The following is a 14,769-nucleotide window of genomic DNA, read 5'->3' on the forward strand; positions in this document are numbered from 1 at the left end:
CCTGGCGGGCGCGGCGGGCGCGCGGTTGACGCCGCCCGGCCGGTGCGGCACGGTCGCGCGCGGTCCCGGCCGTCACCCGTTCCGGTGGTCGCGGACCGTGTGAAACGGTGAACGCGGGGGCAAGTTAGCCCCTCCGAAGTGGGGACTTTGTGTAATCGACTGACCGCGCACCGCTGATGGCGTAACACTGGGCGCATGAAAGATCACCGGAATGGCCCACCGCGCCATCTGACGTTCCGGGTGACCCACCGGGCCGACCCCGTTTCCGAGGTCACCGAGCAGGACACGATCGAGGCCGCCGAGCGGTACCCGCACATCGTCATCAGGGGCCCGGTCTTCGGCTTCGCGGAGCAGCGGCGCGAGGACGGCCCGGCGTGGCGCCTGCTGAACGACGTGTCCGACGGCTTCGCGCAGCACTCGCGGGACGGGCTGAACTCGTACCTGTGGTTCAAGGCCAAGGACGAGACCCGCCCGGGCGACCCGCTGCGCGAGCAGCTGCTGGCCGCGGTGGCCAGGCTGGAGACCGAGCCGGTGAACGAGCTGCGGGTGGGGGACACCAGGTACCGGATCGTGCGCGGCGACGAGTTCGCGCGGATCGGCCCCGACGGCCTTGAGGGCCCGCGGCCCACCGACCCCGACGACCCCGTGCGCGACCTGGCCGAGCGCCGCGACCGGGAGGCGGCGAGCCGCACCCGGGGGTTCGTCATCGACCACGCGAGCCCGACCGGAGTCATGGAGAGCATCCAGCGGATGGAGCTGCTCCCGCTGCATTACGAGGCCAAGCGGATCCCGCGGCACATCAGGGAGGACTCGCGGCGGGCGCTGACCACCCACCCCGGGCTCGTGCTGCTGCCCGCCACGTTCACGTTCGCCGAGCGGAAGTCCACGTCCTGGGAGCCGATGGCCACCCTCCAGTCCACGCCCCAGGAGGCGCGCGCCACGCTGTACAACTACCTGGCCGAGTTCCTGCCCAAGCTGGAGCAGGGGGTGTCGGCCGCCGACGCGGAGGTCTACGCGCGCGCCGCCGAGGAGTACAGGGCGGGGCCGGCCGACGAGCTGTGCGTGCTGGGCCGGCGCTTCCGCGTCATCCGCGTCGAGCGGCTGATGCGGATCGGCCCGGACGGCCCCGAGCCGCCCCGCGCCTCGGACGAGGACCCGTACGGACCGATGCAACTGCACCCGCCGCTCGCTGAGGTGGAGGCCAGGGAGCGGCAGCGCAAGCCCTCGGCGGGCCCGGCACCCGCGGGGGAGCCCGACGCGGCGGGCGCCGACGGCGACGCGGCCCGCGGCGCCTGAGCGGGAACGGGCGGGGCGCGGGCGCGCCCGCGCCCCCGGGCGGCAGCCGGCCGCCGCCCGGGGCTTACTGGGCCGGGCCCCGCTCGGCTAGGTTCGGGCCATGCTGGACCGGATGCGCCGGGAGCGGAGCGACGACGCCCTGACCGCCAGGGTGCTCGCCGCCGTGCACAAGATCGACGCGGACCTCCACGACGGCCTCGGCGGCCGGGGCGCGCCCTCGGCCGCCCGCCGGCTGCGCCGGCTGCTCGCGGCAGGCTCCGTCGTGCTCGCCGACCTCAACGGCCCCGTGGCCGTGGCGGGCCAGGCGCCGGACGAGGCGGAGTTCACCGCGCTGCTCGGCCAGGTCTACGAGCACGCGACGCAGGCGCACCGGCCGCCGTGGACGGCCGTTCCGCTGATCGTCGCGGGCGAGTTGTCCGGCGCGCTGGCCGTGCGCGAGGGCGGCGACGCCGAACTGCCCGCGGTGGCCGCGCTCGTGGCCCGCTCCCTCGACCACGCGGCGCTGCGCAGGGCCAGGAGCCGGATCGCGCAGGCCGACCTGCGCACGCTGCGGGCGCAGATCTCGCCGCACTTCCTGCACAACGCGCTCGCGGTCATCGGCGCCAGGATCAGGACGGAGCCCGACCGCGCGCGCATGCTGCTGAACGACTTCGCCGACTACCTGCGCTACAGCTTCTCGACCCAGGGCGACTACGCCACGGTCGCCGACGAACTCCAGGCGGTGCAGACCTACTTGGAGCTCCAGCGGGCCCGTTTCGACGACCGCATGGAACTGACCGTGCGCATGGCACCCGAGGTGCTGCCCGTCGCCCTGCCCTTCCTGGTCATCCAGCCGATCGTGGAGAACGCCGTCCGGCACGGCCTCGAACCCAAGCCGGGCCCGGGAGCCATCAGCGTCTCCGGCTTCGGCGAGGGCCCCCTGTGCGTGATCGAGGTGGAGGACGACGGGGTCGGGATGGACCCCGCGTTCGCCCAGGCGGTCCTGGCCGGGGAACGCCCGCGCCGGGCCGGCGCCGCCCCGGACGGTGGCCGCAAGGGAGTCGGGCTCGCGAACGTCGACCAGCGGCTGCGCACCGTGTACGGCGCGGAGTACGGGCTGGTGATCGAGACGGCGCCGGGCAGCGGCACCCGGGTCGTGGTGCGGGTGCCGCGTTTCATGCGAGGAGTGGTCGCGAATTGAGGAACGTGCTGCGGGCCCTCGTGGTCGAGGACGAGGCGTCCACCCGGAGGGAGCTGGCGGCGATGCTCGCCGCCCTGCCCGAGATCGGCCCGGTCAGCCAGGCCGACGGCGGGGAGGCGGCCGTGCGGCTGCTCGGCACGGAGACCTTCGACGCCGCGTTCCTCGACATCTCCATGCCCGGCCTCGACGGCATGGAGGTCGCCCGGGTCCTGAGCGTGCTCTCGGCGCCGCCGGCCATCGTGTTCGTCACCGCGTCAGAGCACCACGCGGTGGACGCGTTCGGCATCGGAGCGGCCGACTACCTGCTCAAGCCGGTGCGGCCCGAGCGGCTCGCGGAGGCGGTGGCCAGGGTCGGCGCGCTGCGGCGCCCCGGACCGGCGCAGGGGGCGGCGGGGGCGGCCGAGGAGCTGTCCGTGGTCCAGATCGAGACCGGGCGGCAGACCGTCTTCGTGCACCGCGACGACATCCAGTTCGCCGAGGCGCACGGCGACTACGTCCGCCTGCACACGGCCGCCGGGTCGCACCTGATCCGGCTGTCCCTGACCTACCTGGAGGAGGTGTGGGCCGAGGCCGGCTTCGTCCGCGCCCACCGCGGCTACCTGGTCGCCGTCGGCTGGGTCAAGGACCTGCGGGTCTCCAGCGCCTCCGGGCTGCTCGCCAGGACCCCGGCCGGCGACGTCCCGGTCAGCCGGCGGCACTCCAGGGCGCTGAAGGAACGGTTGCTCGCCGCCGTCCGGGACGACGCCGGCCGGGGCGGGCCAGGGCCGCCGGGCGGCGGCCGGGGCCGCGGGGGCGCGGGCGGGGCCTGACCCGAGGACCGGCGCGGAGAACGGCGGTGGATCGACCGCCGTCATCGGGAACGATCGGAGGACGACCGGGAGATGAGGGGGAGGGGCGGGGCATGAGCGGGGGACGGCCGGGGGACGGGCCCGGCGTGGGCCGGGCATGAGCGGGGCGCCGCGGCGGGTGCGGGTGACGAGCCCGCAGACCAGGATCGCGCTGTCGCGCGGGCACCGGCCGCCGCAGCACCTGCTGCCGCTGCCGGAACCGGGCTCCGACGACGCCGAGGCGCTGGCCGCGGCGCGCGGCGTCTTCGCCAGGCAGCGCCGGCTCGCGGTCCGCACGCTGTGCGCGCTGGGGCTGCTGCTGTTCGGGCTGAGCGGCCTGCTCGGCGGGCTCCCCGTGCTCGGCCGGGTGACGGCCTGGGGCATCCCGGTGTCCTGGCTGCTGCTGATGGCCGCGAGTTACCCGCTGCTGCTGGTCATCGCCGTGCTGCACGTCCGGGCCGCGGAACGGATCGAACGCGGATGACAGGACTGCTCGCGATCGGGCTGCTGTTCGCCGCCAGCATGGCCATCGGCGTCCACGGGGTGCGCGCCACCCGCCTGACCACCCCCGACTTCCTCGTGGCCTCGCGCCGGGTCACGCCGGGCCTGAACGCCATGGCCATCGCGGGCGAGTACGTGTCCGCCGCCTCGGTGCTCGGCCTCGCCGGGCTGATGCTCAAGAACGGCATCGGCAGCCTGTGGTACGCCGTCGGCTTCACCGCGGGCTACGTCGCGGTCGCCGCCCTGGTCGCTGGGCCCATGCGGCGCTCGGGCGCGTACACGGTGCCGGACTTCGCGGACTACCGGCTCGGCTCCGAGGCGATCCGCAAGCTGTGCGCGGTCATCGTCCTGGTGATCATGTGGCTGTACCTGGTGCCGCAGTTCAAGGGCGCGGGCATGGTGCTGCACCTGGTCAGCGGCACGCCGTACTGGGTGGGCGTGGTGCTGGCCGGCGCGGTGGTGAGCGTGTCGATCGCGGCCGGCGGCATGCGGTCGGCGACGTACGTGCAGGGCTTCCACTACGTCGTCAAGCTGCTGTTCATCGCGGTGCCCGCGATCTTCCTCGTCGTGCACGCCGGGGCGGACGCGCGCGCCGAGGCGTTGCGCATGGACGTCTCCGAGTGGAGCCGGCCGCTGCTCGACCTGGAGGGCTCGGGGCAGCCGCTGCTCGCGACCTGGTCGGTGCTGCTGGCCACCACGCTCGGCGCGGTCGGCCTGCCGCACGTCATCATGCGCTTCCACACCAGCGCGACGGCCAGGGCCGCCCGCCGCGTCGCGGTCGGCGTGATCGTGCTGCTCGGCGTCTTCTACCTCTTTCCCGCGGTCTACGGGCTGCTCGGCCGGGTGTTCACGCCAGGACTGGTCCGCGGCGGCGACACCGACACGGTGACGGTCGTCCTGCCGGGGGAGATCGTGCCGGGCGGTTGGGGGGCGGTGCTGACCGCCATCGTCGCGGCCGGGGCGTTCGCCGCGTTCCTCTCCACCTCGTCCGGGCTGCTGATGGCGCTGGCCGGGGGCCTGTCGCACGACCTGTCGCGGGCGAGCGTGCCCCGGCTGCGGCTCGCGGTGGCCGCCGGCGCGCTGGTCGCGGTGCTGCTCTCGCTGCCCGCACGGAGCGTGGACATCAACGTGGCGGTGGGCTGGGCGTTCGCGGTGGCCGCCTCGACGTTCTGCCCGCTGCTCGTGCTCGGCATCTGGTGGCGGGGGCTGACCACGGCCGGCGCGGCGGCCGGTCTCGCCGCGGGCGTCTGCGCCGCGACGGGCGCCGCGCTGGCCTCGGTGCTGACCGACCCAGGACCCGGCTGGCTGGTCGTGCTGCTCGCGCAGCCCGCGGCCTGGACCGTACCCCTTGCGTTCGCCGTAATGATTGTGGTATCGCTGCTCGGGCGTCCGCCGGAGTGGGCGGAACGGGCCGTGCTGCGGCTCCACGCGCCGGGACCGGCAGAGGCCGAGGGGGGTCCCTGAAGGCGCCCGGGGGGCGCGTGGGGGCGGGCGTGGAGGCGCCCGGAGGCGCGGAGAATCGGGGCACCCGGTCGGCCGGGCCCGATTGGCATGGGTGGCGACCCATATGGCACACTGACCAGGTTGCTCGGTTGAGAGCCGATGCCGCGCGCCTCCCGCCGGGAGGACCGGAAGCGAGTCCCACTGTATTCGTCGCCCCATATATGCCCTGGTCACAGCGGTAGAGGCGGAAATACCGGGATCTTCCGGGAAGCGTTGGCGGGGTATCGACCAGGCGCCCGGTGGAAGTTCTCCCCCCACTCCTCGCAGAGGAAACCTCCCCCGGCCAAGTGGCCGGGAGGTGCCTTCAGCGGCGAACTCTGGGAACGAGTGCGACACACCCGACCGCGTGGGTCGGAGCGAGGGGGAGGTGCGGCCCCGGGTTCCAGAGCGTTGACGAGAGACAGGACTACGAAGTAGCCATGGCGGGACAGAAGATCCGCATTCGGCTCAAGGCCTACGACCACGAGGTCATCGACAACTCGGCGAAGAAGATCGTCGAGACGGTGACCCGTACGGGAGCGTCGGTCGCGGGCCCGGTGCCGCTGCCCACTGAGAAGAACGTGTACTGCGTCATCAAGTCGCCGCACAAGTACAAGGACTCGCGCGAGCACTTCGAGATGCGCACCCACAAGCGGCTGATCGACATCCTCGACCCCACCCCCAAGACCGTTGACTCGCTGATGCGCCTGGACCTTCCGGCCGGCGTCGACATCGAGATCAAGCTCTGAGAGGCGCGGAAGAGAGATGACCAAGCAGATCAAGGGCGTCCTGGGCGAGAAGCTCGGCATGACCCAGGTCTGGGACGACAACAACCGCGTCGTTCCCGTGACCGTGGTCAAGGCCGGGCCCTGTGTCGTCACCCAGGTCCGTACCAACGACAGGGACGGCTACGAGTCCGTCCAGATCGCGTTCGGCGAGATCGACCCGCGCAAGGTGAACCGGCCGCTCAAGGGCCACTTCGCCAAGGCCGACGTCACTCCCCGCCGCCACCTGGTGGAGATCCGCACCGGGGACGCCTCCGAATACACCCTCGGCCAGGAAGTCACCGCCGAGGTGTTCGAGTCCGGCGTCCGGGTCGACGTGACCGGCACCAGCAAGGGCAAGGGCACCGCGGGTGTCATGAAGCGCCACGGCTTCGGCGGCCTCGGCGCCTCGCACGGCACCCAGCGCAAGCACCGCTCGCCCGGCTCCATCGGCGGTTGCGCCACCCCGGGCCGCGTGTTCAAGGGCCTGCGCATGGCCGGCCGCATGGGCAACGAGCGCGTCACCACCCAGAACCTGACCGTCCACGCCGTTGACGCGGAGAAGGGCCTGCTGCTCATCAAGGGCGCGGTGCCCGGCCCCAACGGCGGCCTCGTCCTGGTCCGCACCGCGGCCAAGGGGGCCTGATCCCATCATGAGCACCGTTGACATCCTTTCGCCGGCCGGCGAGAAGACCGGGACCGTCGAACTCCCCGCGGAGATCTTCGACGCGCGGGTCAGCATTCCGCTGATCCACCAGGTCGTCGTCGCCCAGCTGGCCGCTGCCCGCCAGGGCACGCACAAGACGAAGACCCGTGGCGAGGTCCGCGGCGGCGGCAAGAAGCCGTACCGCCAGAAGGGCACAGGACGGGCCCGTCAGGGCTCCGTGCGCGCCCCGCAGTTCGCCGGCGGTGGCGTCGTGCACGGCCCCGTGCCGCGCGACTACACCCAGCGCACCCCGAAGAAGATGAAGGCCGCCGCGCTGCGCGGTGCCCTCACCGACCGGGCGCGCAACGAGCGCATCCACATCGTCACCGGCGTCGTGGACGGCGAGGTCTCGACCAAGTCCGCCCGCACCCTCCTCGGCAAGATCAGCGACCGCAAGAAGGTCCTGCTCGTCGCGGAGCGCACCGACGAGGCCGCGTGGCTCTCGGCCCGCAACCTGCCGCAGGTGCACCTCCTCGACCCGGGCCAGCTGAACACGTACGACGTGCTCGACTCCGACGACGTCGTGTTCACCAAGGCCGCCTTCGACCGCTTCGTGGCCGCCCGCGCCGCCGACAAGGTCGCGTTCGACAAGAAGCCCGAAGGGAGTGAGGCGTGATGACCGACGTCGCGGTCACCGACATCTCCAGCAAGCACTTCCCGGACCCGCACGACATCCTGATCAAGCCCGTGGTGTCCGAGAAGAGCTACGCGCTGCTCGACGAGAACAAGTACACGTTCATCGTCGACCCGCGAGCCAACAAGACCCAGATCAAGCAGGCCGTCCAGGCGGTCTTCTCGGTCAAGGTCACCTCGGTCCACACCATCAACCGGCAGGGCAAGCGCAAGCGCACCCGCACCGGTTTCGGCAGGCGTGCCAGCACCAAGCGCGCCATCGTGACCCTCGCCGAGGGCGACAGCATCGACATCTTCGGCGGTCCGGTCGCCTCCTGACGGGGGCGCCGATCCGTCCGATACCGGACGAGGACTAAGAAATGGGAATCCGCAAGTACAAGCCGACGACTCCGGGCCGTCGAGGCGCCAGCGTCGCCGACTTCGTCGAGGTCACGCGGTCCACGCCGGAGAAGTCGCTGGTCCGCCCCCTGCACAGCAAGGGTGGCCGGGACAACGCCGGTCGCGTAGCCGTCCGCCACCAGGGCGGCGGTCACAAGCGCGCCTACCGTGTCATCGACTTCCGTCGGCACGACAAGGACGGTGTGCCCGCGAAGGTCGCGCACATCGAGTACGACCCGAACCGCACGGCCCGCATCGCGCTGCTGCACTACGCGGACGGCGAGAAGCGCTACATCATCGCGCCGGCGCACCTCAAGCAGGGCGACCGCGTGGAGAACGGCGCCGGCGCCGACATCAAGCCCGGCAACAACCTGCCGCTGCGCAACATCCCGGTGGGTACCGTCATCCACGCCATCGAGCTCCAGCCCGGTGGCGGCGCGAAGTTCGCGCGTTCCGCCGGCGCCTCGGTGCAGCTGCTCGCCAAGGAGGGCCGCATGGCCCACCTGCGCATGCCCTCGGGCGAGATCCGCCTGGTCGACGTCCGCTGCCGCGCCACCGTCGGCGAGGTCGGCAACGCCGAGCAGTCGAACATCAACTGGGGCAAGGCCGGCCGGATGCGCTGGAAGGGCGTCAGGCCGAGCGTCCGCGGCGTCGTGATGAACCCGGTCGACCACCCGCACGGTGGTGGCGAGGGCCGGACCTCGGGTGGTCGCCACCCGGTCTCGCCCTGGGGCAAGAAGGAAGGGCGTACGCGTTCGCCGAAGAAGGCGAGCAACAAGTACATCGTCCGCCGCCGCAAGACGAACAAGAAGCGCTAGGAGCAGGCCAGGATGCCGCGCAGTCTCAAGAAGGGACCCTTCGTCGACGACCACCTGATCAAGAAGGTGGACGCGCAGAACGAAGCCGGTACCAAGAACGTCATCAAGACCTGGTCGCGCCGCTCGATGATCGTCCCGGCGATGCTGGGCCACACCATCGCCGTGCACGACGGCCGTAAGCACGTCCCGGTGTTCATCAACGAGTCGATGGTCGGCCACAAGCTCGGCGAGTTCGCACCGACCCGCACCTTCCGCGGCCACGTCAAGGACGACCGCAAGTCGCGGCGGCGCTGAGCGAGGTTGCTGACCATGACTGACACTGAAGGGACGACCATGGAAGCCAGGGCTATCGCGCGGTACATCCGCGTCACGCCCATGAAGGCCCGCCGTGTGGTGGACCTCATCCGTGGGCTGAACGCCTCGGAGGCTCAGGCGGTCCTGCGCTTCGCCCCGCAGGCCGCGAGCGTGCCCGTGGGGAAGGTGCTCGACAGCGCCATCGCCAACGCGGCGCACAACTACAACCACACGGACGTCGACAGCCTCTACGTGAAGGAGGCGTACGTCGACGAGGGCCCGACCCTGAAGCGGTTCCGGCCGCGTGCCCAGGGCCGCGCCTACCGGATCCGTAAGCGGACCAGCCACATCACGGTGGTCGTCGGCAGCAAGGAAGGGACCCGGTAATGGGCCAGAAGGTAAACCCGCACGGGTTCCGTCTCGGCGTCACGACCGACTTCAAGTCGCGCTGGTACGCCGACAAGCTGTACAAGGACTACGTCAAGGAAGACGTCGCGATCCGCCGCATGCTCACCCAGGGCATGGAGCGCGCCGGCATCTCCAAGGTGGAGATCGAGCGCACGCGCGACCGCGTCCGCGTCGACGTCCACACCGCCCGGCCCGGCATCGTCATCGGCCGCCGCGGCGCGGAGGCCGACCGGCTGCGCGGCAACCTGGAGAAGCTGACCGGCAAGCAGATCCAGTTCAACATCCTTGAGGTCAAGAACCCCGAGCTGGACGCCCAGCTGGTGGCCCAGGCGGTCGCCGAGCAGCTGTCCTCCCGTGTCTCGTTCCGGCGTGCCATGCGCAAGTCGATGCAGAGCACGATGAAGGCCGGTGCCAAGGGCATCAAGATCCAGTGCGGCGGTCGTCTCGGCGGCGCCGAGATGTCCCGCTCCGAGTTCTACCGCGAGGGCCGGGTGCCCCTGCACACGCTGCGCGCCAACGTGGACTACGGCTTCTTCGAGGCCCGCACCACCTTCGGCCGCATCGGTGTCAAGGTCTGGATCTACAAGGGCGACGTGAAGAACATCGCCGAGGTCCGTGCCGAGAACGCCGCGGCCCGCGCGGGCAACCGCCCCGCGCGCGGTGGTGGCGCCGGCGGCGACCGCCCGTCCCGCGGTCGTGGCGAGCGCGGCGGCCGTGGTGGCCGCAGGCCGCAGCAGCAGACCGCGGCGCAGGGTGCCGAGGCTCCCAAGGCCGAGGCCCCCGCCGCTGCCGCTCCGGCCACCGAGAGCACGTCGGGAACGGAGAGCTGAGACCATGCTGATTCCTCGCAAGGTCAAGTACCGCAAGCAGCACCACCCCAAGCGCAGTGGGGCGGCGAAGGGCGGCACCGAGGTCGCCTTCGGTGAGTACGGCATCCAGGCCGTCACCGGCGCCTACGTGACGAACCGGCAGATCGAGGCCGCGCGTATCTCGATGACCCGGCACATCAAGCGTGGCGGCAAGGTCTGGATCAACATCTACCCGGACCGCCCGCTGACCAAGAAGCCGGCCGAGACCCGCATGGGTTCCGGCAAGGGCTCGCCGGAGTGGTGGGTGGCGAACGTCAAGCCGGGACGCGTGATGTTCGAGCTGTCCTACCCGAACGAGAAGATCGCTCGTGAGGCGCTGATCCGCGCCGCGCACAAGCTCCCGATGAAGTGCCGGATCGTCCGGCGCGAGGCAGGTGAGGCGTGATGGCTGCCGGTACCAAGCCCGCCGAGCTGCGGGAGCTGAACAACGAGGAGCTCGTTGTGAAGCTGCGCGAGGCGAAGGAGGAGCTCTTCAGGCTCCGCTTCCAGGCGGCGACCGGCCAGCTGGAGAACAACAGCCGGCTCAAGGTCGCCCGCAAGGACATCGCCCGGATCTACACCGTCATGCAGGAGCGCGCGCTCGGCATCGAGTCGGTGGAGCCCGTCGCCGAGGCGGTGGAGAACGCCTGATGAGTGAGAAGACTGTGACTGAGACGACGACTGAGCGCGGCCGGCGGAAGACCCGCGAGGGTCTGGTCGTCAGCGACAAGATGGACAAGACCGTCGTTGTCGCTGTCGAGGACCGGGTCAAGCACGCCCTGTACGGCAAGATCATCCGCCGGACGAGCAAGCTCAAGGCGCACGACGAGCAGAACGCCGCCGGCGTCGGTGACCGCGTTCTTCTGATGGAGACCCGTCCGCTTTCCGCGACCAAGCGCTGGCGCGTCGTGGAGATTCTGGAGAAGGCGAAGTAACCAATGATCCAGCAGGAGTCGCGACTGCGCGTCGCCGACAACACGGGTGCGAAGGAGATCCTCTGCATTCGTGTTCTCGGCGGATCCGGGCGCCGCTACGCGGGCATCGGTGACGTCATCGTGGCCACCGTCAAGGACGCGATCCCCGGTGGCAACGTCAAGAAGGGCGATGTCGTCAAGGCCGTCATCGTGCGCGCCGTCAAGGAGCGCCGGCGTCCCGACGGTTCGTACATCCGCTTCGACGAGAACGCCGCCGTCATTCTGCGGAACGACGGTGACCCCCGTGGCACCCGTATCTTCGGCCCGGTGGGCCGTGAGCTGCGCGAGAAGAAGTTCATGAAGATCATCTCGCTCGCGCCGGAGGTGCTGTGAGCATGAAGATCAAGAAGGGTGACCTGGTCCAGGTCATCACCGGCAAGGACAAGGGCAAGCAGGGCAAGGTCATCGTCGCCTACCCGCGCGAGGACCGGGTCCTGGTCGAGGGTGTCAACCGGGTCAAGAAGCACGTGAAGGCCGGCACGACCCAGCGCGGTTCCAAGACCGGTGGCATCATCACGACCGAGGCCCCGATCCACGTGAGCAACGTCGCGCTCGTGGTGGAGAAGGACGGCAAGAAGGTCACCACCAGGATCGGATACCGCTTCGACGACGAAGGCAACAAGATCCGCGTTGCCCGCCGGACCGGTGAGGACATCTGATGACCACTGCCACCACCGCCCCCGCGCCGCGCCTGAAGGCGCGCTACCGGGAAGAGATCGCGGGCAAGCTGCGTGACGAGTTCTCCTACGAGAACGTCATGCAGGTGCCGGGACTGACCAAGATCGTGGTCAACATGGGTGTGGGCGAGGCCGCCCGCGACTCCAAGCTGATCGAGGGCGCCGTGCGCGACCTCGCCACGATCACGGGCCAGAAGGCCACCGTGACCAAGGCCCGCAAGTCCATCGCGCAGTTCAAGCTGCGCGAGGGCCAGCCGATCGGCGCGCACGTCACGCTGCGCGGCGACCGGATGTGGGAGTTCCTCGACCGGCTGCTGTCGCTCGCGCTGCCGCGCATCCGCGACTTCCGCGGCCTGTCGCCCAAGCAGTTCGACGGCCGGGGCAACTACACGTTCGGTCTCACGGAGCAGGTCATGTTCCACGAGATCGACCCCGACCGCATCGACCGCGTCCGCGGTATGGACATCACCGTCGTCACCACGGCGAACACCGACGAGGAAGGCCGCAGCCTGCTGCGGCACCTCGGATTCCCCTTCAAGGAGGCGTGAGCTGTGGCGAAGAAGGCTCTGATCGCCAAGGCCGCCCGCAAGCCGAAGTTCTCCGTGCGTGGCTACACGCGCTGCCAGCGCTGTGGCCGCCCGCACTCCGTGTACCGCAAGTTCGGTTTGTGCCGGGTGTGCCTGCGTGAGATGGCGCACCGCGGTGAACTGCCGGGCGTCACGAAGAGCTCCTGGTAAAACCGACTACGCCGTAGGTCCCGCGTGTGTGGATGTACACGGACGAGGAAACCCCGGCGAGAGAGGCCGAAGGCCGTTTCATGACCATGACCGATCCGATCGCAGACATGCTGACCCGTCTGCGGAACGCGAACTCGGCGTACCACGACTCCGTCGTGATGCCGCACAGCAAGATCAAGTCGCACATCGCGGAGATCCTCCAGCAGGAGGGCTACATCACCGGCTGGAAGACCGAGGACGCCCAGGTGGGCAAGCACCTCGTGCTTGAGCTGAAGTACGGCCCCAACCGCGAGCGCTCGATCGCCGGCATCAAGCGGATCTCGAAGCCGGGCCTTCGGGTCTACGCGAAGTCCACCAGTCTGCCGAAGGTGCTCGGCGGCCTCGGCGTGGCGATCATCTCCACGTCCAACGGCCTGCTCACCGACAAGCAGGCGCAGAAGAAGGGCGTGGGCGGGGAAGTCCTCGCCTACGTCTGGTGACGAAGGGAACGGAGGAAAAGCCATGTCGCGAATTGGCAAGCAGCCGATCCCGGTCCCCGCGGGCGTGGACATCAGCATCGACGGCCGCACGGTCGCGGTGAAGGGCCCCAAGGGCAGCCTGTCCCACACGATCGCGTCGCCGATCGAGGTGGCTCGTGGTGACGACGGCGCCATTCTGGTGACGCGTCCCAACGACGAGAACCGCAACCGCGCGCTCCACGGCCTGTCCCGCACGCTGGTGGCCAACATGATCATCGGCGTGACGCAGGGGTACGTGAAGAAGCTGGAGATCAACGGCGTCGGTTACCGCGTGCAGGCCAAGGGCTCGAACCTTGAGTTCTCGCTCGGCTACAGCCACCCGATCGTGGTGGAGCCGCCGGAAGGCATCACGTTCAAGGTCGAGAACCAGACCCGGTTCAGCGTCGAGGGCATCGACAAGCAGAAGGTCGGCGAGGTCGCTGCGAACATCCGCAAGCTGCGCAAGCCGGACCCGTACAAGGCCAAGGGCGTGAAGTACGAGGGCGAAGTCATCCGCCGCAAGGTCGGAAAGGCTGGTAAGTAGCCATGGCATACGGCTTGAAGATCGCCAAGGGCGACGCGCGCAAGCGGACCGCTGCCAAGCGCCGGCACGTGCGCATCCGCAAGAAGATCTCGGGCACCGCCCAGCGCCCGCGGCTGGTCGTGACGCGTTCCAACCGTCACATGGTGGCGCAGGTCGTGGACGACACGGCCGGGCACACGGTCGCCTCCGCCTCCTCGCTGGATGTCTCCATCCGGGGCAACGAGGGCGACAAGAGCGACAAGGCCAAGCAGGTCGGCGCGCTCGTCGCGGAGCGGGCCAAGGCCGCCGGTGTCGAGGCGGTCGTGTTCGACCGCGGTGGCAACCGGTACGCCGGCCGTGTCGCCGCGCTGGCCGACGCCGCACGCGAGGCTGGGCTCAAGTTCTGAGCCGGTCCCGTCGACAGAATCGAGAGAGGTAATTCCAATGGCTGGACCCCAGCGCCGCGGTGGCGGCGCCGGTGGCGAGCGGCGGGACCGTAAGGGCCGGGACGGCGGCGCTGCCGCCGAGAAGACCGCGTACGTCGAACGCGTCGTCGCGATCAACCGCGTCGCCAAGGTTGTGAAGGGTGGTCGTCGCTTCAGCTTCACCGCGCTGGTCGTGGTGGGCGACGGTGACGGCACCGTGGGTGTCGGTTACGGCAAGGCCAAGGAGGTGCCGGCCGCCATCGCCAAGGGTGTGGAGGAGGCCAAGAAGCACTTCTTCAAGGTCCCCCGCATCCAGGGCACCATCCCGCACCCGATCCAGGGCGAGGAGGCGGCGGGCATCGTCCTGCTGAAGCCGGCCTCCCCGGGTACCGGTGTGATCGCGGGTGGTCCCGTGCGCGCCGTGCTGGAGTGCGCGGGCATCCACGACGTGCTCAGCAAGTCACTCGGATCAGCGAACCCGATCAACATCGTGCACGCCACGGTGGCCGCTCTTAAGGGTCTTCAGCGCCCCGAGGAGATCGCCGCGCGCCGTGGGCTGCCCCTGGAGGACGTGGCCCCGGCCGCGCTGCTGCGGGCCCGTGCCGGAGTGGGTGCGTGATGGCTCAGCTGAAGATCACCCAGGTGAAGTCCCGTATCGGGAGCAAGCAGAACCACCGGGACACGCTGCGCTCGCTCGGGCTGCGGCGTATCAACGACGTGGTCGTCAAGGAGGACCGCCCGGAGATCCGCGGCATGGCCAACACCGTGCGGCATCTCGTGACGGTCGAGGAGGTGGACTGA

Annotated in this window: 25 protein-coding genes; all 25 read left to right on the top strand. The window is 70.4% G+C overall.

The genetic code is table 11. The features are described from left to right. Nucleotides 1-195 precede the first annotated feature (195 nt). The 25 genes from LC193_RS18960 (at nt 196) to rpmD (ending at nt 14,769) form a co-directional block, all read left to right on the top strand. On the top strand, nt 196-1,296 hold the full coding sequence (locus tag LC193_RS18960) for a DUF5954 family protein (protein WP_226075812.1): 1,101 nt from the start codon (nt 196-198) through the stop codon (nt 1,294-1,296). Between the two features lie 100 nt (nt 1,297-1,396). Continuing rightward, nucleotides 1,397-2,476 carry a sensor histidine kinase gene (locus LC193_RS18965; RefSeq protein WP_226075815.1) on the top strand — a complete coding sequence of 360 codons (1,080 nt, stop codon included), beginning with the start codon at nt 1,397-1,399 and terminating at the stop codon, nt 2,474-2,476. 5 nt (nt 2,477-2,481) lie between these two features. Further along, nucleotides 2,482-3,285 carry a LytR/AlgR family response regulator transcription factor gene (locus tag LC193_RS18970; protein ID WP_226078728.1) on the top strand — a complete coding sequence of 268 codons (804 nt, stop codon included), beginning with the start codon at nt 2,482-2,484 and terminating at the stop codon, nt 3,283-3,285. A gap of 136 nt (nt 3,286-3,421) precedes the next feature. Beyond that, complete coding sequence (locus LC193_RS18975) at nt 3,422-3,787, top strand: hypothetical protein (protein ID WP_226075818.1); 366 nt, start codon at nt 3,422-3,424, stop codon at nt 3,785-3,787. After that, entirely contained in the window at nt 3,784-5,268 is a 1,485-nt protein-coding gene (locus tag LC193_RS18980; protein WP_264086275.1) for a sodium/solute symporter, read from the top strand. The genes LC193_RS18975 and LC193_RS18980 overlap by 4 nt, the downstream gene beginning before the upstream one ends. Before the next feature lie 458 nt (nt 5,269-5,726). After that, nucleotides 5,727-6,035 (top strand): 30S ribosomal protein S10, encoded by a 309-nt coding sequence (gene rpsJ / locus LC193_RS18985; protein WP_016473429.1) that lies wholly within the window; start codon nt 5,727-5,729, stop codon nt 6,033-6,035. 16 nt (nt 6,036-6,051) lie between these two features. After that, entirely contained in the window at nt 6,052-6,696 is a 645-nt protein-coding gene (rplC, locus tag LC193_RS18990; protein ID WP_226075820.1) for a 50S ribosomal protein L3, read from the top strand. 7 nt (nt 6,697-6,703) lie between these two features. Next, complete coding sequence (rplD, locus tag LC193_RS18995) at nt 6,704-7,372, top strand: 50S ribosomal protein L4 (protein WP_086158598.1); 669 nt, start codon at nt 6,704-6,706, stop codon at nt 7,370-7,372. Beyond that, complete coding sequence (gene rplW, locus LC193_RS19000) at nt 7,372-7,707, top strand: 50S ribosomal protein L23 (protein ID WP_086158597.1); 336 nt, start codon at nt 7,372-7,374, stop codon at nt 7,705-7,707. The genes rplD and rplW overlap by 1 nt, the downstream gene beginning before the upstream one ends. 41 nt (nt 7,708-7,748) lie before the next feature. Further along, nucleotides 7,749-8,585, top strand: a complete 837-nt coding sequence (gene rplB / locus LC193_RS19005) for a 50S ribosomal protein L2 (protein ID WP_077059551.1) — start codon at nt 7,749-7,751, stop codon at nt 8,583-8,585. 12 nt (nt 8,586-8,597) lie between these two features. Next, nucleotides 8,598-8,879, top strand: a complete 282-nt coding sequence (gene rpsS / locus LC193_RS19010) for a 30S ribosomal protein S19 (protein ID WP_086158595.1) — start codon at nt 8,598-8,600, stop codon at nt 8,877-8,879. 39 nt (nt 8,880-8,918) lie between these two features. Beyond that, nucleotides 8,919-9,266: a 50S ribosomal protein L22 gene (rplV, locus tag LC193_RS19015; RefSeq protein WP_086158594.1), complete on the top strand. Its 348-nt coding sequence runs from the start codon at nt 8,919-8,921 to the stop codon at nt 9,264-9,266. Further along, nucleotides 9,266-10,117 carry a 30S ribosomal protein S3 gene (gene rpsC / locus LC193_RS19020; protein ID WP_086158592.1) on the top strand — a complete coding sequence of 284 codons (852 nt, stop codon included), beginning with the start codon at nt 9,266-9,268 and terminating at the stop codon, nt 10,115-10,117. The genes rplV and rpsC overlap by 1 nt, the downstream gene beginning before the upstream one ends. Nucleotides 10,118-10,121: 4 nt before the next feature. Further along, nucleotides 10,122-10,541, top strand: coding sequence for a 50S ribosomal protein L16 (rplP, locus tag LC193_RS19025; protein ID WP_086158591.1), 420 nt, complete (start codon nt 10,122-10,124; stop codon nt 10,539-10,541). Beyond that, nucleotides 10,541-10,786, top strand: coding sequence for a 50S ribosomal protein L29 (gene rpmC / locus LC193_RS19030; protein WP_086158589.1), 246 nt, complete (start codon nt 10,541-10,543; stop codon nt 10,784-10,786). Before rplP ends, rpmC begins: the two co-directional genes overlap by 1 nt. Beyond that, nucleotides 10,786-11,070 carry a 30S ribosomal protein S17 gene (gene rpsQ, locus LC193_RS19035; RefSeq protein ID WP_086158587.1) on the top strand — a complete coding sequence of 95 codons (285 nt, stop codon included), beginning with the start codon at nt 10,786-10,788 and terminating at the stop codon, nt 11,068-11,070. Before rpmC ends, rpsQ begins: the two co-directional genes overlap by 1 nt. Nucleotides 11,071-11,073: 3 nt before the next feature. Then, on the top strand, nt 11,074-11,442 hold the full coding sequence (rplN, locus tag LC193_RS19040; protein WP_086158585.1) for a 50S ribosomal protein L14: 369 nt from the start codon (nt 11,074-11,076) through the stop codon (nt 11,440-11,442). A gap of 2 nt (nt 11,443-11,444) precedes the next feature. Beyond that, nucleotides 11,445-11,768: a 50S ribosomal protein L24 gene (rplX, locus tag LC193_RS19045; RefSeq protein WP_086158583.1), complete on the top strand. Its 324-nt coding sequence runs from the start codon at nt 11,445-11,447 to the stop codon at nt 11,766-11,768. After that, nucleotides 11,768-12,334 (top strand): 50S ribosomal protein L5, encoded by a 567-nt coding sequence (gene rplE / locus LC193_RS19050; protein WP_086158582.1) that lies wholly within the window; start codon nt 11,768-11,770, stop codon nt 12,332-12,334. Before rplX ends, rplE begins: the two co-directional genes overlap by 1 nt. Before the next feature lie 3 nt (nt 12,335-12,337). Further along, nucleotides 12,338-12,523, top strand: a complete 186-nt coding sequence (locus LC193_RS19055; protein ID WP_097230640.1) for a type Z 30S ribosomal protein S14 — start codon at nt 12,338-12,340, stop codon at nt 12,521-12,523. Nucleotides 12,524-12,603: 80 nt separating this feature from the next. After that, a complete protein-coding gene (gene rpsH, locus LC193_RS19060; RefSeq protein ID WP_077059543.1) occupies nt 12,604-13,002 on the top strand; it encodes a 30S ribosomal protein S8 in 399 nt (132 codons plus the stop codon). A 22-nt stretch (nt 13,003-13,024) separates the two neighbouring features. Further along, entirely contained in the window at nt 13,025-13,564 is a 540-nt protein-coding gene (gene rplF / locus LC193_RS19065; protein WP_226075822.1) for a 50S ribosomal protein L6, read from the top strand. A gap of 2 nt (nt 13,565-13,566) precedes the next feature. Beyond that, entirely contained in the window at nt 13,567-13,950 is a 384-nt protein-coding gene (gene rplR, locus LC193_RS19070) for a 50S ribosomal protein L18 (protein ID WP_086158578.1), read from the top strand. A gap of 37 nt (nt 13,951-13,987) precedes the next feature. Beyond that, a complete protein-coding gene (gene rpsE, locus LC193_RS19075; RefSeq protein WP_086158577.1) occupies nt 13,988-14,587 on the top strand; it encodes a 30S ribosomal protein S5 in 600 nt (199 codons plus the stop codon). Further along, nucleotides 14,587-14,769, top strand: a complete 183-nt coding sequence (rpmD, locus tag LC193_RS19080) for a 50S ribosomal protein L30 (protein WP_077059539.1) — start codon at nt 14,587-14,589, stop codon at nt 14,767-14,769. Before rpsE ends, rpmD begins: the two co-directional genes overlap by 1 nt.

The organism is Streptomyces marincola, assembly GCF_020410765.1.
Classification (GTDB): domain Bacteria; phylum Actinomycetota; class Actinomycetes; order Streptomycetales; family Streptomycetaceae; genus Streptomyces; species Streptomyces marincola.